This is a genomic window from Nocardia albiluteola (genome assembly GCF_018860155.1).
Classification (GTDB): domain Bacteria; phylum Actinomycetota; class Actinomycetes; order Mycobacteriales; family Mycobacteriaceae; genus Nocardia; species Nocardia albiluteola.
On sequence record NZ_JAHKNI010000007.1, the window covers coordinates 445,028 to 467,978 of the forward strand.

Genomic DNA, 22,951 nt, shown 5'->3' on the forward strand with positions numbered 1-22,951 from the left:
ACGTGGGGTCGGGGATTCGGTACGGGCCGGTCCGGGACTCCGGGTGTCAGCGATCGATCTTGCGCAGCAGGTCACGGAGTGCGAGCAGCTCCGAATCCGTCAGCACCCCCAGCGATTCCGGCGCGGGCTCGTGCGTCGCCAGCGCCTTCGCGACGACCTCGCGCCCGTGATCGGTGATCGACACCACCTTGCACCGCCGGTTGCCTGGATCGACCGTGCGCAACACCAGCCCGCGTTCCTCGAGATCGTTCACGGTCACCGTCGCCGCGGGGGAATCCATGGCCGCCGCGGCGGCGAGCTCCTTCACCGTCATCGAGCCCGATCGCAGCGTCCGCAGGATCTTGATCCGGCTGAAGGGCAGGCCCGTGCGCTCGGTGACCGCCCGCTTCCACTTGTCGCGGGTGCCCACGACGTGAAGTAGCAACTGCCACACCTCATCCGGTGTGGGTCCGTCATCCGGCATGGGTGGGAACCTTCTGTTCGAGCAGGTGGGAGATCCCGGTGCGGGACCGTTCGGCCCACGCGGTGTTGGCCGCCGCTCCGAGCCCGACCACGCCCACCGCGAGGCCCGCCAGCACCCACCATAGGCTTGCGCCGGACATGATGCCGCACAGCGCGACACCGATGCTCACTCCGACCTGACGGCTCGTGGACGCCACCGCCGAGGCGGCGCCCGCTCGATCCAGCGGCATGCCGCTCACGGCCGCCGTCGTGATCGGCGCGTTCACCATGCCGAAGCCGATGCCGAAGACCGCGAACATCACCGCCACCGCCCCGATGGGCGTGCCGGCGCTCAGGGTGGTCAGCGCGACCGTGGCCACGGTCATCAGGGTGCCCGCGATCAGCAGCGAGGGCCTGGTGCCGTAGCGGCCGACCAGCCGGCCCGACAGCGGCGAGCAGACGAGCATCGCGACGGCCATCGGCAGATACAGCAGCCCGGTGTGCGTGGCCGAATAGTGCCGCGTCCCTTGCAGATACAGCGAGGCGCTGAACATGAACGCGCCCAGGCAGGCGAAGGCGAACACCGCGATCACGGTCGCCGAGGCGAACGGGAAGCTCCGGAAGAAGCGCAGATCGATGAAGGGCGAGCGATGCCGGGACTCGACGTAGCAGAACGCGGCCAGCGCGATCGCCGTGATTACGAAGATCGCGGGGCGGTGCTCGATGAGCCCGAAGACCAGGCTGAACATCACCGCGATCGCCAGCACCTGGCCCGCCGGATCGATGCCGCGCCGGCTGATCGACTTGGATTCGGGCACATAGATCGTGGTGAGAACCAGGGCCGCCGCGCAGATCGGCAGGTTGATCCAGAACACCGACTGCCAGCCCAGCGCGTCGATGAGTACGCCGCCGACCATCGGTCCGAGTGCGGTGGAGATGCCGGTGACCGCGCCCCAGATGCCGACCGCGCGGGCGCGTTCGACCCGATCGGTGAAGACGGTGGTGATGATCGACATCGCCACCGGATTGAGCATCGATCCGCCGATCGCCTGCACGAACCGCGCCCCGATCAGCACGTCGATGCTGGGCGCGAGGCTGCACAGCAGTGAGCCGGCTGCGAAGACCAACAGGCCGATGCGGAACATCCGCTTGCGGCCGAAGCGGTCCGCGGTGGCCCCGGACAGCATCAGCAGACTGGCCAGGGTGAGGGTATAGATGTCCACGATCCACTGCAGCCGCGAGAACGGCGCGTGCAGGTCGGCCCGGATGGACGGGATCGCGACGTTGACGATCGTGGCGTCCATCGACGAGATCAGCAGGCTCAGGCAGCACGTCACCAGCACGATGGTTTTTCGGCGCGAGCTCAGCCCCGCAATCGTTGTGGACACACAAGGATTGTGAATCTACAACTGTTCTGCATGCAAGTACGGGAACTGTGAACCATGCCACCAAATGGCGGTCCATGTGGACCATACCGCTGGTTGACGGGCCATTTTTTCGGTAACCGAGCGAGTCGTCGAACCCACCCGGTACCGTGCGTCGCATGACGACGGACCGCAGAGCCGGGGCGCCGAGCGCGCCGGCGACCGAACCCACGGGTGAGGAAGAGGGCTACAAGCGGGGGCTCAGCCCCCGCACGATTCAGATGATCGCGATCGGCGGGGCCATCGGTACCGGCCTGTTCTACGGCGCCGGCGGGGCCATACAGCAGGCCGGACCCGCGCTGATCCTGTGCTACCTGGCCGCGGGCGTGGCGATCTTCGTGATCATGCGGGCGCTGGGCGAGCTGCTGACCTACCGCCCGGTCTCGGGCAGTTTCGCCGAGTACGCCCACGAATTCCTCGGCCGCTTCGCCGGCTTTGTCACCGGCTGGACGTACTGGGCGGTGTGGGTGTCCACCTGCATGGCCGAGATCACCGTGGCCGGCAAGTACGTCAAATACTGGTTCGCGGTCCCGGAGTGGGCCACCGCCCTGGTGGTGCTCGGCGTGCTGTTCGCGGCGAATCTGATCTCGGTGCGCCTGTTCGGCGAGGGTGAGTTCTGGTTCTCCGCGATCAAGGTGACCGCGATCATCGCGATGATCGTCATCGGCATCGGCGTGCTCGTCATCGGGTTCGGGCACGCGCCGAATCCCTCGGTGCGCAATCTGTGGGATCAGGGCGGGGTGTTCCCCAAGGGGTTCGGGCAGGCGCTGCTGGCGTTGCAGATCGTGGTGTTCGCCTATGTCGGCGTGGAACTGGTGGGCGTGACCGCCGGTGAGGCCCGCGATCCGCGTACCACGCTGCGCAAGGCGATCAACACGCTGCCGGTGCGGATCGGACTGTTCTACATCGGCGCGCTGCTGGTGATCATGTCGGTGGTGAGTTGGACCCAATTCCATGCGGGCACCAGCCCGTTCGTCGAGGTGTTCCAGCAGATCGGCATTCCCGGGGCGGCCGGGATCATCAACTTCGTGCTGCTGACCGCCGCGCTGTCCTCCTGCAATTCGGGGATCTACTCCACCGGGCGCATGCTGCGCAGCCTGGCGCTGCGCGGGGAGGCCCCGGCCGGGCTGGGCGCGCTGAGTCGCGGGCAGGTGCCGTACACGGGCATCATCGTCTCGGCCGCGGCGATGGTGATTGGCGTGATCGTGAACGTCATCTCCCCGGACAAGGCGTTCAACTACATCACCTCGGTCAGCACGATCGGCATCATCGTCGTCTGGGGCATGATCCTGGCGTGCCACATGGTCTATCGCGCCAAGGTTCGCCGCGGCGAGCTCCCGGCCAGCGACTATCGCCTGCCCGGCGCCCCGGTGACCAGCGCACTGGCGCTGGGATTCCTGGGTCTGGTGGTGGTGCTGCTGTTCTTCACCGACAGCGGCCGCACCGCCGTCGTGGTCGGCGTGGTGTGGATGGCGCTGGTGTGCGCCGGATATCCGATCGTCAGCCGTCTTGTCCGGCGGCCGGATTCGGTGAACGCGTAAGGAGTTATCGCTTGCGTTCGGCCGTCGCTACCGGCGGTCGAACGCGAGATCGAGGCCGAACGCCACCAGCACGGTTCCGGTGATCGCGTCCGAGGCGCGGCGTACGCCGTCCCGGTTCAGCCAGGTCCGGGCGAAACCCGCCGCGCAGATGATGGCGGTGAACCAGATCAGACCCTCGATGTTGTGCACCGTTGCCATCGCCGTACCCATCAGCAGATGGGACGACCCGGCCGGAATGAACTGCGGCAGCATCGCCATATAGAAGACGCCCACCTTGGGGTTGAGCAGATTCGTTCCGAGGCCGCGCGCCCAGGCGCGGACGACACCGCCGGACACCTCGACGGTTTCGGCCCCGACCGCAGCGCCCCGCCTGCGCAGCGCCCCGCGTACCATTCCCAGTCCCATCCAGACCAGGTAGATCGCGCCCACGATCCGCAGCGCGGTGTAGGCCATCTCCGACGCGCTGAGCAGTACCGTAATGCCCGCGGCCGCGGCGACTCCCCATATCAGGGTGCCGCTGCCGACCCCGACCGCCGTGGCGAAGGCATAGCGCCGATCTCGTCCGACCGCGGCGCGCAGCACCAGCGCGGTATCGAGCCCGGGAACAACGGTGAGCAGACCGGCGACAACGGCGAACGACAGCAGGGCGTGCAACATGCCATCACGGTAACGGGCGCCATTGCCGGAGGCCGAGGCCGCGCGGGGGTGAGGGCATGGCTCGGGGCGATGGCGGGTAACCGCTACCGCGCTTTTCGGTCTCGAATTAATATGCTCCCACCAGGGAAATGTTTGCGAAATTAAATCACGGGGTAAACTTTTATTTTCACCGTAATTGAATTATTCGCGTGAAATGCGATGCGGCACAATGGTTCCCATATCTGGGAAGTTTCTTTAATTTGTTGTTGTGGTAAAAATCTGCTCGCACGAAACCACAACCGATGAAGGAAATTTTCGATGATCGAAGCGAAAAGGATTGCGGCCGCGTGCGCGGGGGCGATCGGAATTGTTGCCGCGACAGCGGCTCTCGTGCCCGCCACCGCGTCGGCGGCGGCCTACGGCAATCAATGTGGCAACGGCTACAACGTGATCGACTCGCACCCGCTGCGGGGCGGCACCGTCTACCTCACCTACAACGGCGAAAAGAATTGCGTCGTGACGATCCGGGACGACCGGGGCGCGAACATCGACATGGCCGCCGGTGTGGAGTTGTCGAAGAACCATCGCGATTTCGCGCAGGATAAGAAGCCGTACACCTGGTACGCGGGTCCGGTCTATCTGCAGGCGGCGCATCAGTGCATCGACTGGGGCGGGCTAATCGGCGGTACCGACAACATGTGGATCGGGCGCAACGTGCACTGCGGATAGTCGGAGAGGCCCCTCGGCATGAACGTCATGCCGAGGGGCCCTTGCGTATTCGGGCCCTACAGCTCCGCGAGCTGATGGTCGCCGACGTGGGCGGCCAGCCGGCGCAGGTGATCGGTGGAGTCGCCCAGCGTGTGCTCGATCGCGGTGAGGCGGGCCAGGTAGTGCCCGACCGGATACTCCGCGGTCATGCCGATGCCGCCGTGCAACTGCACCGCCTCCTGGCCGATGTGCCGCCCCGAACGCCCGACGCGCAGCTTCGCGCGCGCGGCGATCATCGGATCGACGGCGCCGTCGGCCAGCGACATGGTCACGTAGTAGCTCATGCTGCGGGCCAGCTCGAGCGAGACGTACATGTCGGCCGCACGCTGGGTCAGCGTCTGGAAGGTGCGCAGCGCCACGCCGAACTGCTTGCGCGTCTTCAGATATTCGGTGGTGAGGCGCAGCGCCTCCTCCATCGCGCCGACCGCCTCGGCGCACAGCAGCGCCTGCGCGCGCACGGTGGCCGCGTCGATGTGCTCGGCCGCATCCGGCGCCGAATCGCCCACCGCGCCCAGCGCAATCGCGGGCACGGACGCGAATTCGATATCCGCCCCGCGGGATCCGTCGTGAGCGCGGTACGGGCGACGCGTGACGCCCGCGGCGGCCGGATCGACCAGGAACAGCCCGGTGCCGGATTCGGTAGCGGCGCTGACGATCAGCAGATCCGCGCTGTCGCCCGCGGCGACCGGATGCTTGCGGCCGCTCAGTTCCCACGAATCGCCGCGGCGCACGGCCGTTGTGGCGGTGGCCGGTGCGGGGTAACGGTGGCCCGGCTCGGTGTGGGCGAAGGCCAGCCGCAGCTCGCCCTCGGCGACCTTCGGCAGAATCTCCTTGCGCTGCAGCTCGGTTCCGGCCGCGGCGATCAGCCCGCCCGGAATCAGCGCGGCGGTCAGCACCGGCTCGGGCGCCAGTCGGCGGCCCAGTTCGGTGGCCACCAGCATGGCCTCGACCGGTCCGGCGCCCATGCCGCCGTCGTCCTCGGCGAAAGTCAGCCCCAGCACGCCGATTTCGGCGAGGGTGCGCCAGATGGCCGGGTCGTGTCCGAGGTCGGTGGCGATGACCGCGTTGCGCCGCTCCGCGGTGTATCCGCGGGCGAGGAGGTCGCGCACGGTGTCCTGCACCATGCGCTGTTCATCGGTGAGTTCGAAATCCATGAACGGCCCTTTCATTCAGCCGGTTCGGGTGTGCGGGTCGGGGGTGGTAGCGGCTTACAGCCCGAGGATGGTGCCGGAGATGATGCCGCGCTGTACCTCGTTGGACCCGCCGTAGATCGAGGTCTTGCGGTAGTTCAGGTAGGTGGCGGTGGAATGCCGCTCCCAGTCCGGAGTGTCGCCCTCGACCGGCAGGGCCTGCGGACCCGCGATGTCCACGAGCAGCTCGGTGACCGCCTGCTGCAGTTCGGTGCCGCGCAGCTTCAGGATCGAGGACACCGGATTCGGTTTGCCGTCGGAAGATCCGGCGGCGACCCGCAGCTGCACCAATTCCAGTGCGAGCAGCTCGTTTTCGAGCTCGGCGATGCGGGCGGTGTACAGCGGGTCGCTCAGCAGTCCCGCCTCGCGCGCGTATTCCTTGGCCAGCCACAGCCGCACCTTGGTGGCGCCCACCCCGGCGATGCCGGTGCGTTCGTTGCCGAGCAGGAACTTGGCGTAGGTCCAGCCCTGATTCTCCTGCCCGACAAGGTTTTCCGCCGGAACGCGGACGTTCTCGAAGAACACCTCGTTGACCTCGTACCCGCCGTCGATCAGCTTGATCGGGCGCACCGTCACTCCGGGGGTGTCCACCGGGAACAGCAGCATCGAGATCCCGGCCTGCTTCTTCGGCGCGTTCGGGTCGGTGCGGACCAGACAGAACATCCAGTCCGCGTACTGCGCCAGGGTGGTCCAGGTCTTCTGGCCGTTGACGATGTAGGAGTCGCCGTCGCGCACCGCGGTGGTGCGCAGCGAGGCCAGGTCCGAGCCGGCGTCGGGCTCGGAAAAGCCCTGGCACCACCAGATGTCGAGGTTGGCGGTGGCCGGCAGGAAGCGTTCCTTGAGCTCCTGCGACCCGAAGTGCGCGATGACCGGGCCGATCATGTTGGCGTTGAAGGTCAGCGGCTCGGGCACCGAGGCCAGCTGCATCTCGTCGTGCCACAGGTGGCGCTGAATCGGGGTCCAGTCCCGCCCGCCCCACTCGACCGGCCAGTTCGGCACGGCGTAGCCGTGGGCATTGAGGATCCGCTGGGTCGTGACGAATCCGTCGCGGCCGATCTCCTGGCCCTGGCGGTAGGCATTGCGGATGTCGGCGGGGATTTCGCGGCGGAAGAAGGCGCGCAGTTCCTCGCGGAAGGCGAGCTCGTCGTCGGTGAGCGCCAGTTGCATGAGACCTCCAAATCGTGGTCGCACCGGTCACCTCGACTCGGCGGCGGACCATCCGTACACCGGAAATGGTACACATAGAGTGGTGTGTATCAAATTGAGTGGGGAGGTGCTGCGATGCGAGGTGCGTTCTCCCGGGCTGCGGCACCTATGCTGGGCGAATGACGCCCGGTGACACAGCACGCGGTGAGACCGCGCGAACGCGCGGGCGTCCGGCGACGGCCAGCCCCGAGGCGGTGCTGGATGTCACCTTGGCCGCGTTCCGTGCCGGCGAGCGCGTCGATGTGAATGCGATTGCCGCCGGGCTCGGTGTGAGCCGCGCGAGCATCTACCGCTGGTTCGGTTCCCGCGACGGGCTGCTGGGCACGGCGCTGGCCCGCCAGCTCGAACGGATGGTCGTGGCCGCGGACCGCCGCTGCCAGGCCCGCGGGGCCCATCGGGTGTCGCAGGTGCTGGACCGCACGGTGCGCTGGCTGGCCGAGGACCCCTCGGTGCGAACGTATTTCGACAACGAATCCACCGCCGCGCTGCGGCTGATCACGCGCAGCGACGGGGCGGTGCATCAGGCGACGGTCCGCGCGCTGGGCGAGCTGATCCAGCGCGCACAGGAGCAGGACGGCTACCGGCCGCCGATCGACCGGGAGACCCTCGCCTACGCGCTGGTCCGGCTGGTGGAGGCATTCCTCTACAACGACGCGGTCGCCGGATTCCGCGGCGAGGTGGACCGGCTGCGCCAGGTGCAGGAGGCGCTGCTCGGGGTCACCCCGTGAGGGGCGTCAGCTCATGATCGTGCCCGAGCCGATCGCCAGATAGCCCAGGCTCAGCGTCATCAGGAACCAGCCCGCGCCCTGCCAGATCGGCCACGCCCGATGCCGCTGCCAGGCGCGATAGGTGGCGATGAACGCGCCGACCGTACCGGCGACCAGGATCAGCCCGGGCCCGAGCAGGATCGCGATGCGGGATGTGGTGTCGCAGAAGGTATGTGCCACCTGTCGGCAGGGCTCCCGGCGTCCGGCCCACTCGTCGACCCCCGCGAACACCAGCGCCGCGACGACGAGCACGCCGACGCAGTAACCGGCCGCATGGCGGTACATCTCCGGATCGTGCCAGCGCTTCTCGACGTCGTCGCGCGCCATGTCATCCGGCCCTGGGTCGTCGGGCCCGTCACCGTCGGCCATCTACCGCCCACCTCCTCGCCGTGTCGCTGCGAATCCTTGCGCTCCGTCAGTGTCTCGCACGCCACCGACACCTCACGCTGAGCGCTGGGTAGTTGCCCCACGACGCTAGCTGGACACCGCACAGCGCCGGGTAGACGCTCCGTGGCATCGGGCAGATTGCCCCGCGGCACCGACGATCCGACGCGGCGTCACCTGTTCCCGCGCGGCCCAGTCGTTCCTGGGTTGCCGACACGGGGTCCGGATGGCATCCGCGCCCACCTAGGATTGCCCGCATGAGTGCCCAGCGCCTGCACATCGTGCCCTCCCGGTTCGCGGTCGAGCATTTTCCCGAGGCCACGTTCCCCGAGGACGACGAGTGGATCGCGTTGGTGCGGGCGCCGGAGGGGCTGACCGTGGTGCGCGACGCGCCATCGTGGGCCGAGGGGGAGATCTGGATCGGGCTGTACGGCGATCCGGCCAAGCACGGGCGCGAGACCGGGATGCCCGCCGCGATTGTCGGGCCGCTGGCCGAGGCCGGTATTCCGGTATTCGTCACCTCCACCTATCACGCCGATCTGGTCCTGGTGCCCGAACACCGGCTCGCCGAGGCCACCGCGACCCTGCGAGAAGCCGGTCACCGGATCGACGAACGGTAGTCTCTGCTGATGCGAACCACTCTGTCCGCCAAGGCCGTCGCGGGTATCAACGGCGGCCTGCTGGCTCACCTGGTCACCATCGATGAGGACGGCGCGCCGTACGTGCGGTGCGTGTGGACCAAGGCCGAGGCCGAGACCCTGACCATCGGCACCATCGGCCTGGACAAGCGTTATGTCCGTAATCTGCAGCGGGATCCGCGCGTCAGCATCTCGTACGAGTCGGGCCGGATCGACGATCACGGTCTCGCCGAATACCTGGTCGCCGAGGGCCGCGCCGAGATCACCGAGGGCGGCGCGCGGACCCTGCTGCGCGAGCTGGCCAAGGCCTACATCGGCCCCGACGTGGACTTCCTGTCCGATCCCTCGGTGGGGGAGGGCCATCTGGTGCGGGTCCGGCTGACGAAGGTCAGCGGCAGCGGCGCCTGGCTCGACTGAGTTCACCCGCAGGATATGTGGATCGCCGCTGTCCCGAGGTTCACCTGCCGCGAGGTTCACGCATCGGGCAGGCCTCGGGACGCGGCCGAAAACGACGCGCCGCGCGGACGGTGTCAGGCCAGCGCCGCGGCGAGTTCGCCGAACGCGTCCACCAGCAGATCGCAGTAGGTGTCCAGATCTGGGACGATGTCCGGATCGCACGCCACCGAGACCGCGAATGCCTTGTCGGCGCCGACGAACGAATGCGCCAGGGCGATATCGGGATAGACCGGCGGCAGCATGCCCGCGAACCGGAACCTACTGCCCGGCAAGGACAATTCCGCCGACAGCTCGCAGCGGATGCTGGTCAGGATCGTGTGGGCGGGGTCGGGCGCGTTCGGATCGGCGGCCGGCAGGGTGCCGAACCGCGCGCGATAGCTGCGGCTGGGCAGGCCGTCGACGAGGCCGAGCCGGATCAGCTCGCGGGGACTCGACGCCGAACCGCGGCGGGCGCGCAGCGTGGCGTCCACGGCACGGGCGCGGTCCGCGAGTCCCGATTCGCCGGGATGCAGATCGATCACGTCCGCGCCGACGCGGTTGACGCCCATCACCGTCGCCTCCGGCACCGCGATCGTGACGTAGGCCGCGAGATCGTCCGGGCAGGGCGCATCGTGCTTGCCGAAATACCGTTGCATGGCAAGGGATATGGCGGTCAGCCCGACCGCGGTGACGGTTACGCCCGGCACCCGGACGGCCGAAACATCCAGCGGCACAGTGCGCATCGCGCGCCCGCGGCCGACGCGCCGGTTGAGCGCCGTCTTCGTCCGCGGCCGCTGCGTCAGCCAGCCCTCCCCGCCGTCGCGGGCGATGTTCCGGTTCTCGCGGCCGACCGCGCCGATGAAGCGTGCCAGCCGCCAGGGCGTGGACAGCGCACCGGCGACCGCCGCGGGCCAGGCCCGAACCCGTTGCGCGGCAGCGGGTTGCCCGTCGATGTGCACGGGCGCCGGCGTCGCGGCGAACAGCGCCTCAGACAGCGACGTCATCGCCGGGCCCGCCATCAGCGCGTGCGAGGTGTGCATCAGCACGACCGTCCCGGCGCCGGTGAGGGTGTCGATGCCCGACACATCGGGAAAGATGTGCAGCCGCCACGCGCACTCCCGCGCATCCAGCTGCTCGATGAGCAGCTCGGCCATCGCGTGCTGACACGCGGCCCACGTCATCCCGGCCGGATGGGCCACCAGATGATCCTCGACCGGACTGTCGTCGGCGACCCAGAACGGATGCGCGAATCCGCCGGGCGCCTCGTGGATCCGGCGGCGCAGCGGCTCGAATACCGCTGCGCGCGTGGTGAAGTGCGCGACGACCTCCTGCGCGGTCGGCGCCGGGCCGTCCGCGCTGTCGAACACCCACCACATCGGCCAATCGGTATTGCGCCCCGACCTGGCCAGGTAGTAGTAGACGGCGTCATTGGCCACCAACTGCGCTGCGTGCATCCGTGTGTCCCCGTCGATCGTCGATTTCCGTCACTGTAGCGTCGGGCCGCGCCCACACACCGATCGGATCCGGGAGGGGCAAACGTTACGGCCGCCGAATCGGTAGGGCGGGCGGCTGTGGGCGGGACTCAGTGTGCCGCCGTCACAAGGGATTCCGGTCGCTCGGTGGCGTCTGCGGAGTCCCGGCGCTCCAGCACTCCCGACACCACCGCCAGCATCACGGCGCTCCCGGACAGCGCCACGCCGACCCAATTCGGTGCGGTGTAACCGTATCCGGCCGCGATGACCAGGCCGCCCAGCCAGGCCGCCAGGGCGTTGCCGAGGTTGAAGGCGCCGATGTTCAATGCCGAGGCCAGAGTCGGCGCGCCGGCCGCCTGGTCCAGGACGCGCTTCTGCAGCGGGGGTACGGTCGCGAAGCCGAGCGCGCCGATCAGCACCACCGTGACGGCCGCGGCGACCTTGTTGTGCGCGGTGACCGTGAACAGGCCCAGCACCACCGTCAGCGTGCCGAGGGTCGTGTACAGCATGGGCATGAGATGACGGTCGGCGTACCGGCCGCCGATCAGATTGCCGATCAGGAAGCCGAGGCCGAACAGCGCCATGATCCAGGTGACCGAGCCGTCGGCGTACCCGCTGACCCGGGTCATCGTCGGCGCGAGGTAGGTGATCGCGGCGAAGACGCCGCCGAATCCCAGCACCGTCATCGCCATCGCGAGCAGCACCTGCGGGTTGGCGAGCACGGCGAGCTCGCGGCGCAGCCGGGCATCGCGCGGCGCGGGCGTATCGGGCACCAGCGCCGCGATGCCGAGCATGGCGAGCACCCCCACCAGCGCGATCAGCCAGAACGTGATTCGCCAGCCGAAATGCTGCCCGAGCAGCGTGCCCAGGGGCACGCCGAGCACGGTCGCGACCGTGAGGCCGGTGAACATGAGCGCGATCGCGCCGGCGCGCCGGTCGGGGCGCACCAGCGATCCGGCGACCACCGAGCCGATCCCGAAGAACGCGCCGTGGGCCAGCGACGCCACGATCCGGCCGGTCAGCATCAGGCCGAATGTCGGTGCGACGGCGGACAGTACGTTCCCCGCGACGAGCAGGACCAGGCTGATCAGCAGCATCCGCTTGCGGGAGACGCGGGTGCCGAGGCCGGTCATGATCGGCGCACCCGCCAGGACGCCGATGGCATAGCCGCTGACCAGTAGTCCCGCGGTGGGAATGGACACCCCGTAGCCACCGGCGATGTGGGGGAGCAGCCCGACGACGGCGAATTCGGTAGTGCCGATGGCGAAGGCCCCGAGCGCGAGGGCCAGGAGTGCCAGTGGCATGGGACGAGCCTCCTAAGTTTTGTGCACAAGATGATTGCAAGCTCTCACAATAATTGCAAACGCTCTATAGTTGCAAGCGCCGGATATCTCGGAGAGCGGCTATCCTGGAACCGAGCCGGTCCACGGGCCTGGCGACCGACGAAGAAAGGTGCAGATATGACCGCCGACGCCGCCCTCACCGGGCTTGCCGACGGCTGGTACGCGCTGTCGGTGCTGCACGACCGCATCGAGGCGCAGATCGAGCGGTCGCTACAGGCCGGTCACGGGCTCAGCGTGCGCGAGTACTCGCTGCTGGTCGTGCTGAGCCGCCAGCACGACGGGCCGGGCGGGCACCTGCGCATGAATCAGGTCGCCGATTCGGTCGCATTGAGTCAGAGCGCGACGACCCGCCTGGTCACCCGCCTCGAGGATCGCGGCCTGCTGCAGCGCTACCTGTGCCCCGACGACCGCCGCGGCATCTACACCGACGTCACGCCGGCCGGCCTGGAGCTGCTCGACGCCGCGCGGCCCACGCACGACGAGGCACTGTCCGGCGCGCTGCGCCAGGCCGCCGCGGATCCCGGCCTCGCGCCGCTGGTGTCGGCGGTGGAGGCGCTCAATGCCGCTGTGACAGACGGTGATCGGCCGCGCGCGTATCGCCTCGGTTGACGACGTGCCGTCCGGTGCGCTGAGTCAGGCGGCCGACGGGGCCCCAGAAGGCGCTGAATGTGGCTGTTGCGGATGGTGATCGGCCGCGCGCGTATCGCCCCGGCTGATGACGTGCCGTCCGGTGCGCTGAGTCAGGCGGCCGACGGGTCCGGAGGCGCTGAATGTGGCTGTTGCGGATGGTGATCGGCCGTGCGCGTGTCGCCTCGGCTGATGAGGTGCTGCTTGGTGTGCTGGGACAGGCGGGCGCCGGGGCCCCAGAAGGCGCTGAATGTGGCCGTTGCGGACGGTGACCAGCGGTCGGTGCGGGCGTGGCGGCTTCCGGGCGGGTTCGGTCTGGTGCCCGAATCGCGCGATTCCCGGGTGGGCCAGGGATTTTTGCGGTCAGGCGCGCAGGCTGGGCGGTGCGATCGGGAAGTTCGCCGCGGCGGGTGGAAAGGGGGCTTGATCGAAGCCGGGCGGCATGCTTTAAAGGACATATGGTTTGGGGGGTACTCGTCATCGCCCTCGCGACCGGGATACTGTTCAGCTCCTTCTTCACCGAGACGTGGGCGCAGGACGCCCGGTACGCCGCCGAGTCGATGGGCCCCGCGGTGGGACCGGAGCCGCGGCGGCTCGGGCCGGGCGCGGCCTGGTCGCGGGAACTGCCGCCGTCGAGCTCGGTCATGCCCGCCGAGCGCACGATCGACCGCGAGCCGGCCGAGCGCACGATCGATCGCGAACCGGCCGTGCGGGAACAGGCCTACGTGATGCTGTGCGCGCAGGCGCGCCGCCTGGATGCCATTACACGCTGGTTGCGGGTGTGCTCGGCGTTGTACCTGCTGCTCGGTATCGGCGCGGATTGGTTGTGTTCCACCCTGATCCGTTGAGGGCGGCGGCGCATCTCGGAGGGCTCAGCATGCGGGGCGATCGAGGCTCGGGGACGGTGGGGTCGGCCGGTTCGCCGATCTCAGTGCGTCCGGGTGATGCCGCGGCGAATCTCCCCGGGGCTGTGCTGGATTCGTTCCGGCGACCGCGTGTGCGAGGATCGCAGCTGGTACGGCACGCTCGTCACCATCACCCCCGGCACGAACAGCAGCCGTGCCTTCAGGCGCAGTGAACTCTGGTTGTGCAGCAGGTTTTCCCACCAGCGGCCCACCACGTACTCGGGAATGTACACCGCGACAACGTCGCGCGGGCGGGACTGCCGCGCTCGTTTGATGTATTCGATGACGGGCCTGGTGATTTCGCGGTAGGGCGATTCCACGACCTTCAGCGGAATCGCCATACCGGCCTGCTCCCAGTCCCGGGTGAGCTCGTGGGTGTCGGAGTCGTCGACGTTCACCGACAGCGCGGTGAGCGTGTCCGGGCGCGTCGCCCGCGCGAACAGCACAGCGCGCCGAGTCGCCTTGTGCCAGCCCGACACCAGCACGATCGCGTGCACCCGCCCGGGCAGGGTCTCGACCTCGCCGGGGTCTATCTCGAGCTCGGACCGCACCCGCGAATAGTGCCGGTGAATCCCGGCCATGACCGCCACCAGCACCGGAATCGCGAACACCACCAGATACGCGCCGTGGGCGAACTTGGTGATCATGACCACGATCAGGACGACGCCGGTGAAGCACGAGCCGAACGCGTTGATGATGCGCGCCCGATGGATGCGCGCCTTCTCGGCGGCCGTTGTCGCGGTGCGTAGTTCGCGGTTCCAGTGCCGCACCATCCCGGCCTGGCACAGCGTGAACGAGGTGAACACCCCGACGATGTAGAGCTGGATCAGTCGTGTGGTCGATCCGCCGAACGCGTAGATCAGTCCGGCCGCCACCACCGCTAGGAGAATGATGCCGTTGGAGAAGGCCAGGCGATCGCCCCGGGTGTGCAGTTGGCGCGGCATGTAGCGGCGCTGGGCGAGAATCGAATTGAGCAGCGGGAAGCCGTTGTAGGCGGTGTTGGCCGCCAGGATCAGGATCAGCGCCGTGGTCACCATCAGGTAGTAGAAGGCGATGCTGTGCCCGCCGAATACCGCCGCGGAGATCTGTGCGATCACCGTCTTCTGCGCGTCGGTGTTGCAGTTGCCGGGGAAATTGGTGATGTCGCAGGTGTTCTCGGTGACCTTGGTGTGCGTGAGCATCGCCAGCGCCGTCACGCCGACGAACATGGTGATCGCCAGCACGCCCATCGCCGTCATGGTGCGGGCGGCGTTGAGCGCCTTGGGTTTGCGGAAGGCGGGCACGCCGTTGGAGATCGCCTCGGCGCCGGTCAGCGCCGTGCAACCGGAGGAGAAGGCGCGCAGCAGCAGGAAGGCCACTGCCGCGCCCGACAGCCCGATCTGCTGGGGGTGGATTTGATAGTGGGCGCTCTCGGCGACCGGGGTGTGCCCGAAGAAGGTCTGCCCCAGTCCAACCGCGGTCATCGCCAGCACCCCGACGACGAATCCGTAGGTGGGTATCGCGAACATCCGCCCGGATTCGCGCACGCCGCGCAGATTCATGGCGGTCAGGAACACCACGAACCCGAGGTTGATCGCCACCCGGTACGGATTCAGCCCTGGCAGCGCGGAGATGATGTTGTCCACGCCCGAGGCGACCGACACCGCGACGGTCATGATGTAGTCCACCAGCAACGCCGCGGCCACCACCAGGCCCGCCCCCGCCCCGAGGTTCTCCGCGACCACCTCGAAGGACCCACCCCCCGACGGATAGGCCTGCACCACCTGCCGATACGACAGCACCACCACGGCCAGCAGCACGACCACCCCCGCCGCAACCCACCACGCCAGATGCAGATACGCCACCCCGGCCAGGGTGAGAATCAGCAGAATCTCCTGCGTCGCGTACGCAACCGAGGAAAGTGGATCACTGGCGAAAATTGGCAGCGCAATCCGCTTCGACAGCAGTGTCTCCCCGAGCCGATCGCTGCGAAACGGAAGCCCCAGCACCAGCCGCTTCGCGACATCGATAAGTGAAACCACGATGAGCCAGCCTTAAGCGTGTGCGGTTGCTGATGGGAAGCGGGACGTAGGGAAAACGGTAAAAGTTGCCTCTTGATCGTATAGACCTCGTCGGGACGGCACCGGATTTCCAGCTGGACCGCTAGGTTGGCTTACCTTCGTGAGCAAGGCGGCTACAACATACGGGCTACAGGTGGGTGGGCGCCGCGGTCACCATGCCCGGTCCAGTACTTGCCTGCTCGCCGAGCTGCTCAACCAGGCGGTGCAGGTGGGGAAGCACGGCCGTCCGGAGCCGGGAGGCCGCAGACCGGGAATTCGCGGCCGCAATCTGTGCCTGACTCCGGCACCCGAGCCGACTTGCTGCCCGGGTGTCGGAGCCGGATGAGTCGCTACTCGGCGTGCAGGAGCCGGCGGGTCAGCGGGACCACCTCGCCGATCCAGCGGCGGAGCTGGGCTTCGTCCTGCGATTCGGGCCAGTAGACGAAGGTGTCGAAGCCGGTCTCGGTGGCGAGGTCCGCCAGGATGCGGGCCCAGCCCGCGGCGTCGGTGCGGATGGGTTCCTCGCCGCGCAGGGTCACCGCGCCGGGCGTCTCGGTGATATGGCCGACCAACTGGGCCATCCGGGTGATCGCTGCCGGGTTTCGGCCCGCGTCGACCGCCGCGGCCGAGATGATGTCCTGTGCCGCTTGCCATTTCTCGTACGGCAGGTAGTGCGGGATGGGCGCGGCCCAGCCGTCGGCCAGGCGTCCGGTCAGAGCATGCGCCTTGGGACCCACACTGCCGTACCAGATCCCGACCGGATGTGCGGGCGCCGGACCGGCCTGCACGCCGTGCACCGCGTAGTAGGTGCCGGTCTCGTGCGCCTTGGTCTCCTCGTGCCACAGCGCACGAATGATCCGAGTTGCCTCCTCGAGCGCTTGCAGCGCTTCGGGATTCGTCCGCGTGGGCCCGCCCATCGCGGCGATCCCGGCCCAGAAGGCGCCCGCGCCCAGAGCCAGCTCGAACCGGCCGCCACTGAGCAGATCCAGGGTCGCGGCCTGTTTGGCGAGCACCGCCGGCCCGCGCATGGGCAGGCTCGCGACGTCCGGGAACACCCGCAGCCGCTCGGTCTCGGCGAGCACCGTCGCGATGACCGACATCGTGTCCGCCAGCGCCCCGGCATACGGATGGTCCTGAATGCCGAGAAGATCCAACCCCTCCCGGTCGGCCAGCCGAGCGAGAGCCCGAATCTGGGTCAAGTCTGCTGCAGTGGGTGCGAGCTGAATACCGAATCGAAGTTCCACCCTGTCCGATATACACATCGGCGGCGGGGTCCGGCCACTGAGGTCCGCTCTGGTTGGATGTGCCGGTGACCACCGTCCCGTATCGCTTCATCGGCCCGCACCGAATCGACGAGGTGATGCCCGCCTGGACCGACCACCTGGCGCGGTTCGATACCGTGGTCGGGTACTCGGACCTCGGGCATGCCTTTCTGATGAGCACCCGCACCGGCGAGTATGCGATCCTCGACCCGTACAGTCCTGGTTTCAACAGCTACGGGGCGTGCGCCGACCTCACCGAATTCATCGACCGGGTGCTGTTCGATCCGAACGTCATCACCCACATCCTGCAGCCGCCGCACGTCAACGCGATTCGCAACCGGCTCGGGCCGCTCGGTCCGGACGAGGTGTACATCGCCACTCCCTACCCGTTCCTGGGCGGCTCGGAGGACCCCGAGTCGTATCACAAGGGCGGTGTCTGGGTCTTCTTCGACCTCGTCGCGCAGGCTCAGGGCCTCGAATAGCGGCCGGTGCAGATCACGGCACAGCCGCGCGGCACAGCGGGTGCGCCCACTGCGGCGGTTCGCGGCGAGGTAGTTCGTGTGGCCGATCCCTCGACTACTACCGGTCACCAATGCGGTCTTGCCGACCAACCGCTGCCTCATGTCGCCCCTTCGATCCGAACTACGGTGCGCGACCACGCATCAGCGCCGATGATCTCGGCCACGACCGCCATCGGCGAGGGCGATACCCGCTGAACGGGAACTGGACAACCGCAACAGCCTTCGGCTGTCAGATGGCGCCGTTGATGAGGGGGCCATCAACGTGATCAACGCGGTGGGCGCGGCGGAGCTGGTCACCGAATCGATGACGTCTACCGCAGGTTGATTGCCGTCATCCGGCGCGACCGAGCCGCCGACGACCAGTTATCGATCATTGATAGCCAATGACTACTGGCCGACTCGGATTTACTCGCTGGGTGGAGATCCCCTAGCCCGCCCTCGTCGTTATGGATCTGCACATGGTTGTGTGTCGTGTGCTGTGCACTGTCACCTGTGCGCGGTGCTGGGCTGCGTTGTGAAGCAGGGAGTCGAACCCCCGCACTGCCCATCGTGCGCCAAGAAAGTGGCCGATTACCCGTCGGCTCAGCGGGTCGTGCACGCCTCCGTAACGACTACCTGCTCCACCGTTCGTTGTCAGTCCAGGAGGTCTACCTCCCAGTTCACGCGCTGGATGCGCACGTCGACTTCGCGGAGTTGCAGGGCGAGTGAATCGGCTTGGGCGCGTAATTCGGCGACAGGCAAAGCGGAGAGCATCTTGAGTTCGGAACGCAGCTGACGCGCGTACCCGCCGTGATTCCTGCCTGTTGCCGCGTCTGCGGCGTCCGTAATGATGGAGTGTTGTAGGCGCAACGCATCGCGGCGAGCAAGTGCGTCGGTGAGCGTGCTTTCTGCATCGATGCGGGCGGCGGCGTTTGTGCGGTTGATCCGCCGGACGAGCGTTTCGAACTCGCGGATTACCTCTTCGGCCTCGGCGAGCAGGGCCGAGGCGTCCTCGGCGGGTTCCTCGCCCTCCTGGTAACGGGCGCTGCCCGCGATGCGAGCGCGTAGCTGCTCGATCCGCCGCGCGGAGTCCGCGCGCAACGACAACGCCTCTGCCAGCTTCAAATCTCTGACCTCCATTCGACCGTGGGCTGTCCATTATGGGTGGTGTCGAGCCCGTGGCTACAGGTGGGCTTCAAAGGTGCCGTCGGTGGGAACCTTGGCATGGCAATCCTTCTCAGCACTGGCGACACCGCGGCGCCAATGCTGAGGGAGAAAAGAAGAGACGGTTCGGCGCACTCTGGCCGCGAAAGCCCTGCCGCAGTGGGAGACCGTGGAGGTGATCTTCCTGGCGTTGTGCGAGATCGCCTACGCGGATCCGGATGACGTCGACCCCGACGAGGAACGCGCTCGGTAGGACCCGCCGCGGTCCCACCGTGCCGAGCTTCATTGGCGCTACCGCAAGGCCCGATACGGGGAGGTCACCTCGTTGCCGCGTACACGTGCCGAGAGGGCCCGGCAGGAAGCCGAGGCCGAAGCGGAGGAGGAGGCTTATCGGGCACGTAATAGCAGCTATGCCGACGCCTCTTGGGGCTCCGCGCCGAACTCTTTCGGGGGCAGCCGCGAGGACGACGAACCGCCGTTCCAACTGATAGCCGCCGATTTGGTTCACATCTCACCAGCGGCGGTCAGTTTTCATGTAGCGCAGGATGGATCGATCTGTTGGTATCGCCTGCATCTCGGTGTCGGTGGTGTCGTCCAGGCGCAGACTGATCCTGGCCGGGATCAAGCCCTGGCATCAAGTCTTAAGTAGCCGATTTCCGCGTGTTTCGTGATGTCCGAATCTGCCGAGTTGCGCGATCAGGACGGCTGGTATGTGATCGGCACTGCGGTCGGGTCGGGGGTGCGGATGCGGATGGCGTCGATGATGCGGGTTGCCCAGTCGATGGGGCGGTCGTGGCCTAAGAGGTGGGCCAGACGTTTCGCGCGAGTGCGGCGCTCGGTGCGGTCGAGGGACAGTGCGCGGGCGAGTGTGGCGGTGAGGTCTTCGGGGGAATGCGGGTCGGTGAGTAGGGCGGCGTCGCCGAGTTCTGTTGCGGCACCGGCGTAGCGGGACAGCACTAGCACCCCGGGCCGGGAGCCGGGTCCGGTCACTGCCGACTGGGCGGCGACGAATTCCTTTGCGGTCAGGTTCATGCCGTCTTGAAGGGATGTCACCCAGAACACGTCCGCGGCCAGGTAGTGGTCCATCACCTCGGAGAGCGGCAGGTTGTGCGGGATGTAGTCGATCGGTTGCCAATTGCCGACACGCCAGGCGTCGTTGATCTCGGTGGTGCGTCGCTCGAGAGCGCGGCGAGTGGTGTCGTAGGCGGAGATGCCTGGTTCCGGTGGTGGGCAGACGAGCCGGAACACCAATCGGCCGTGCAGGTCCGGGCGGTGCTCGAGCAACGCCGCTATGGCGTCGACCTTGTGTACGGGGGCTTTGGTGTAATCGAGACGTTCGACGGAGAGCACCAACGCGTGTCGGCTGGGCCGTATGCGCGAGGCGCGGCTGCGGGCGAGTGTTTCGATGGCTGGACGGTCGATACCCAGCGGATGGACACCCAAGGCTGGCAGTGTGGGCTGGCCGGCCAGGATTTGTCGAAAGTTGTCGGCGAAGGCATTGGTGTGAAATCCAGCCCAGTCCAACTGTATGAGCGAGGAACGAATTTCGTCTGCCGTGGGTAGGGCGGCGAACACCTCCGGCGGCGGAAAGGGAGTGTGGTGGAACAGTCCGATGCGCAGATCGGGTCGGATCTGGCGAAGCAGGCCGGGGACGAGCCATAGGTTGTAGTCGTGTAGCCAGACGGTCGCGCCGTGTGCTGCTCGTTCGCTGATATGCTCGGCGTATCGCTGGTTGATTGCACGATAGTGGGCCCAGGCTGCGGTATCGAAGCGCATGCGGTGCGGCTCGGACATGAGGATCGGCCACAGTGTGTCCTTGCACGCGCGATGGAAGTAGCCGCTCCATTCGTCGGGGGTCACCGGCAGCAATGACAATGGGGCCTCGTGCTCGCGTGCGTCGACACCGTCCTCACCGACCTGAGCGGCGACCCAGATGCCCGGCAACCCCTGAGCGAACAGGGCGGTCAGGCTGGGCAGAATCCCGTTGGGGCTGGACGGTGATCGTCGCTCGCCCCGGGGCACCGGTGGTCGGTGATAGCCGACTATCAGGCAGTGCCGGTCCTCGGTGCAGTTGTCCGGTGCGACCCACCCCAGCGCGTGCAGTGCTGTGAGAATGGCGCCCGCGCCCGGCCGCTCGGGGCGATGGATACGCGCGTCGAGGGGAACCGCCTGGTTCAGGGCGGGCTCGGCGGCGCCGACTATCACGCCGTGTGTGCCCAGTTCGAACAGCGATGCGTCGTTGAGCGAATCACCGGCCACCAGGACGGAATCCATTGGCCAACCGAACTTTTCGGCCAACGCCGCCACGGCGTTGCCCTTTGATGCGTTCGGCGGCACGACGTCGAAGTAGCGGTCCGCCGAGTACAGCCACCGGCATCCGAGCGCGTGGACAGCGGCGGTGAGTTCGTCGGTCAGCTGGCCCGATGCCAGGTGATACGAGCAGCGCCCGTCCTGCGCCACCCGCTGGTACGTCAGTTGCCCGAAGCGGCTCAACGCATGCCGAACTTGTTGTGTCCCAGGCCATCCGGTACGAAGGTGGGCCTGAATATCCCCGACCGGCCGCAAGTCGGTGCCGTCGACCACGGTGGCACCGACATCGGCGATGATCCAGCGTGGTCTCGGCACCAGCGGATCACGCAGCACATCGGCGACCGACGCCACGCCGCGGCCGGTAGCGAAAACCACCGTCACCTCGGGATGGCGAGCCAACACCGCACACAGTCGACGCCGGTCGGCGATCTCCCCGCCCAGCAACGTACCGTCCAAATCGGTGACCAGAATCCTCATCACCAATCCCAAGCTAACACCCGCAACATGAATCCCGGTGCCGCCGTGACCGTCTCGACCTCCCACATTCGGCACCTCACCCCCGGTACGCTCATCGGATGGGCACAGACGAGCCGGATAGGCGGGAAATTCTCGTGGTGGGCGCCTATTTCGTGGATCTGATCTTCCACGGGCTACCCGAGCCCGTCCGACCCGGCCGAGAGGTCTTCGCCGATGGGTTCACAATGATGCCCGGTGGCGCCTACACCCTGGCCATGGCCGCGCATCGGCTCGGGCACGACGTTGTGTGGGCGACCGACTTCGGCACCGACCCCTTCAGCACCCATGTCCTGCACGCGGCACGCGCAGAAGGATTGGACGAGAGCGCCTTCCGACATCAGCCGACCCCGCTGCGCAGCCTGACCGTCGCCCTGTCCACGCCCGAAGACCGTGCGATGGTCAGTTTCCAGGACCCGAGCTACCCGCAACCGCTCCCGTCGCTGCTACGGCAATACCGACCACGTGTCCTGATGGTGCCGCAACTACGCTACGACGCCGACACCGTGCACGCGCTGAAGCTCGCCCGCCACCTCGGCATCACCGTAGTGATGGACTGCCAAGACGTCGCCGTCGATGTCGATACCCCCGGAGTGCGAGCCGCGCTGGCTTCCACCGACATCTTCGCGCCCAACGCCGAGGAAGCACTGCGGCTGACCAGGGCACCGACCATGGACGATGCGATATCACGGCTGAACGAACTTGTGTCGACCGTGGTGATCAAACTCGGTAGCGCCGGGGCCACCGCAACATACGATGGCGAACGTTACGGCGTCGCCGCACCACAGATTTCAGCTCTGGATACCACCGGCGCCGGTGACTGCTTCAACGTCGGTTTCGTTCATGGCCTGCTCGCCGGCTGGCCGCCGGCGAAATGCCTCGCCGCCGCCGTGGCGTGCGGAACGGCAGCCACCACCGGCCCAGGGTCCAGCACCGCTCCGGGGACCGCCGACCTCGAGCGGTGGCTCGCGCGAACCACAATATCGAGTCGCGCGGCTACGGCCCGCGAACAACGCCAGCCAACGGCTCAGCCTCCCGCAACGCACTGAAATGCCGAGATTCAATGTTTCCGGTTGGTAGTAGCATGTGCTCCGATACTCTCGAGCGATTGAACATCTTACGATTCGATAATTGAAAGGTGTTGACGCACAATGATATTCGAGAATCAAGCACGGACTTCGACTGTGACTGCGGGTCCGCTGGTCGGCGCTGCGGCGAGCGGCAGCGACTCGCTGCCCGGGATCCTCCGGGCTGCTGAAGGCAAGAAGATCGCGGCCGTTGCATCGAACGGGCTACTGAGCCTGGCGGTGACCGACGGCGGGGTGCTGCTGGCCGCCGGTTACGACGCCAACGGGCCTGTGTCGGGGAGCCGCTGAAGGTAAGACG

General features: G+C 67.5%; 22 protein-coding genes. 10 read left to right on the top strand and 12 right to left on the bottom strand.

From position 1 onward, the window contains the following. Positions 1-46 precede the first annotated feature (46 nt). Both KO481_RS23035 and KO481_RS23040 read right to left on the bottom strand, forming a co-directional pair. Positions 47-463: a MarR family winged helix-turn-helix transcriptional regulator gene (locus tag KO481_RS23035; RefSeq protein WP_215919524.1), complete on the bottom strand. Its 417-nt coding sequence runs from the start codon at positions 461-463 to the stop codon at positions 47-49. Beyond that, on the bottom strand, positions 453-1,829 hold the full coding sequence (locus tag KO481_RS23040) for an MFS transporter (protein WP_215919525.1): 1,377 nt from the start codon (positions 1,827-1,829) through the stop codon (positions 453-455). The genes KO481_RS23035 and KO481_RS23040 overlap by 11 nt, the downstream gene beginning before the upstream one ends. 155 nt (positions 1,830-1,984) lie before the next feature. Between KO481_RS23040 and KO481_RS23045 the strand changes: the two genes are divergently transcribed. Continuing rightward, on the top strand, positions 1,985-3,406 hold the full coding sequence (locus KO481_RS23045; protein WP_215919526.1) for an amino acid permease: 1,422 nt from the start codon (positions 1,985-1,987) through the stop codon (positions 3,404-3,406). A 27-nt stretch (positions 3,407-3,433) separates the two neighbouring features. On the opposite strand, the gene KO481_RS23050 is transcribed toward KO481_RS23045, so the two are convergent. After that, positions 3,434-4,063, bottom strand: coding sequence for a LysE family translocator (locus tag KO481_RS23050; protein WP_215919527.1), 630 nt, complete (start codon positions 4,061-4,063; stop codon positions 3,434-3,436). 297 nt (positions 4,064-4,360) lie between these two features. On the opposite strand from KO481_RS23050, the gene KO481_RS23055 reads away from it, so the two are divergent. Continuing rightward, positions 4,361-4,771: a hypothetical protein gene (locus KO481_RS23055; RefSeq protein ID WP_215919528.1), complete on the top strand. Its 411-nt coding sequence runs from the start codon at positions 4,361-4,363 to the stop codon at positions 4,769-4,771. A 56-nt stretch (positions 4,772-4,827) separates the two neighbouring features. Here KO481_RS23055 and KO481_RS23060 read toward each other — a convergent pair whose 3' ends face one another. Beyond that, on the bottom strand, positions 4,828-5,964 hold the full coding sequence (locus tag KO481_RS23060; RefSeq protein WP_215919529.1) for an acyl-CoA dehydrogenase family protein: 1,137 nt from the start codon (positions 5,962-5,964) through the stop codon (positions 4,828-4,830). A 54-nt stretch (positions 5,965-6,018) separates the two neighbouring features. Continuing rightward, positions 6,019-7,167, bottom strand: coding sequence for an acyl-CoA dehydrogenase family protein (locus tag KO481_RS23065; RefSeq protein ID WP_215919530.1), 1,149 nt, complete (start codon positions 7,165-7,167; stop codon positions 6,019-6,021). Between the two features lie 158 nt (positions 7,168-7,325). Between KO481_RS23065 and KO481_RS23070 the strand changes: the two genes are divergently transcribed. Next, positions 7,326-7,934, top strand: coding sequence for a TetR/AcrR family transcriptional regulator (locus KO481_RS23070; RefSeq protein WP_215919531.1), 609 nt, complete (start codon positions 7,326-7,328; stop codon positions 7,932-7,934). Positions 7,935-7,940: 6 nt separating this feature from the next. Here KO481_RS23070 and KO481_RS23075 read toward each other — a convergent pair whose 3' ends face one another. Further along, positions 7,941-8,342, bottom strand: a complete 402-nt coding sequence (locus KO481_RS23075; RefSeq protein ID WP_245401307.1) for a hypothetical protein — start codon at positions 8,340-8,342, stop codon at positions 7,941-7,943. Between the two features lie 272 nt (positions 8,343-8,614). Here KO481_RS23075 and KO481_RS23080 point away from each other — a divergent pair, with 272 nt between their 5' ends. Beyond that, on the top strand, positions 8,615-8,977 hold the full coding sequence (locus KO481_RS23080) for an ACT domain-containing protein (protein WP_215919532.1): 363 nt from the start codon (positions 8,615-8,617) through the stop codon (positions 8,975-8,977). A gap of 9 nt (positions 8,978-8,986) precedes the next feature. Continuing rightward, positions 8,987-9,412: a pyridoxamine 5'-phosphate oxidase family protein gene (locus KO481_RS23085; RefSeq protein ID WP_215919533.1), complete on the top strand. Its 426-nt coding sequence runs from the start codon at positions 8,987-8,989 to the stop codon at positions 9,410-9,412. Between the two features lie 113 nt (positions 9,413-9,525). Here the strand turns inward: KO481_RS23085 and KO481_RS23090 are convergent, their stop codons facing one another. Both KO481_RS23090 and KO481_RS23095 read right to left on the bottom strand, forming a co-directional pair. Next, on the bottom strand, positions 9,526-10,884 hold the full coding sequence (locus tag KO481_RS23090; RefSeq protein ID WP_215919534.1) for a wax ester/triacylglycerol synthase domain-containing protein: 1,359 nt from the start codon (positions 10,882-10,884) through the stop codon (positions 9,526-9,528). Positions 10,885-11,012: 128 nt separating this feature from the next. Beyond that, positions 11,013-12,206, bottom strand: coding sequence for an MFS transporter (locus tag KO481_RS23095; RefSeq protein WP_215919535.1), 1,194 nt, complete (start codon positions 12,204-12,206; stop codon positions 11,013-11,015). 156 nt (positions 12,207-12,362) lie between these two features. Here KO481_RS23095 and KO481_RS23100 point away from each other — a divergent pair, with 156 nt between their 5' ends. Together KO481_RS23100 and KO481_RS23105 are read left to right on the top strand one after the other, a co-directional pair. Beyond that, a complete protein-coding gene (locus tag KO481_RS23100) occupies positions 12,363-12,854 on the top strand; it encodes a MarR family winged helix-turn-helix transcriptional regulator (RefSeq protein WP_215919536.1) in 492 nt (163 codons plus the stop codon). A gap of 476 nt (positions 12,855-13,330) precedes the next feature. Next, positions 13,331-13,720 (top strand): hypothetical protein, encoded by a 390-nt coding sequence (locus tag KO481_RS23105; RefSeq protein WP_215919537.1) that lies wholly within the window; start codon positions 13,331-13,333, stop codon positions 13,718-13,720. An 80-nt stretch (positions 13,721-13,800) separates the two neighbouring features. Here KO481_RS23105 and KO481_RS23110 read toward each other — a convergent pair whose 3' ends face one another. Both KO481_RS23110 and KO481_RS23115 read right to left on the bottom strand, forming a co-directional pair. Further along, on the bottom strand, positions 13,801-15,798 hold the full coding sequence (locus KO481_RS23110; protein ID WP_215919538.1) for an APC family permease: 1,998 nt from the start codon (positions 15,796-15,798) through the stop codon (positions 13,801-13,803). 368 nt (positions 15,799-16,166) lie between these two features. Beyond that, entirely contained in the window at positions 16,167-17,015 is an 849-nt protein-coding gene (locus KO481_RS23115; protein ID WP_245401308.1) for an LLM class flavin-dependent oxidoreductase, read from the bottom strand. Between the two features lie 110 nt (positions 17,016-17,125). Between KO481_RS23115 and KO481_RS23120 the strand changes: the two genes are divergently transcribed. After that, the gene (locus tag KO481_RS23120) at positions 17,126-17,560 is read left to right on the top strand and encodes a T6SS immunity protein Tdi1 domain-containing protein (RefSeq protein WP_215919540.1); all 435 of its coding nucleotides are present in this window, start codon (positions 17,126-17,128) and stop codon (positions 17,558-17,560) included. 672 nt (positions 17,561-18,232) lie between these two features. Here the strand turns inward: KO481_RS23120 and KO481_RS23125 are convergent. Both KO481_RS23125 and KO481_RS23130 read right to left on the bottom strand, forming a co-directional pair. After that, positions 18,233-18,703 carry a DIP1984 family protein gene (locus KO481_RS23125; RefSeq protein ID WP_215919541.1) on the bottom strand — a complete coding sequence of 157 codons (471 nt, stop codon included), beginning with the start codon at positions 18,701-18,703 and terminating at the stop codon, positions 18,233-18,235. Between the two features lie 735 nt (positions 18,704-19,438). Continuing rightward, positions 19,439-21,529: a trehalose-6-phosphate synthase gene (locus KO481_RS23130; protein WP_215919542.1), complete on the bottom strand. Its 2,091-nt coding sequence runs from the start codon at positions 21,527-21,529 to the stop codon at positions 19,439-19,441. Between the two features lie 98 nt (positions 21,530-21,627). On the opposite strand from KO481_RS23130, the gene KO481_RS23135 reads away from it, so the two are divergent. After that, the gene (locus tag KO481_RS23135) at positions 21,628-22,614 is read left to right on the top strand and encodes a carbohydrate kinase family protein (protein WP_215919543.1); all 987 of its coding nucleotides are present in this window, start codon (positions 21,628-21,630) and stop codon (positions 22,612-22,614) included. A 135-nt stretch (positions 22,615-22,749) separates the two neighbouring features. Then, positions 22,750-22,941 carry a hypothetical protein gene (locus tag KO481_RS23140; RefSeq protein ID WP_215919545.1) on the top strand — a complete coding sequence of 64 codons (192 nt, stop codon included), beginning with the start codon at positions 22,750-22,752 and terminating at the stop codon, positions 22,939-22,941. Positions 22,942-22,951 lie beyond the last annotated feature (10 nt).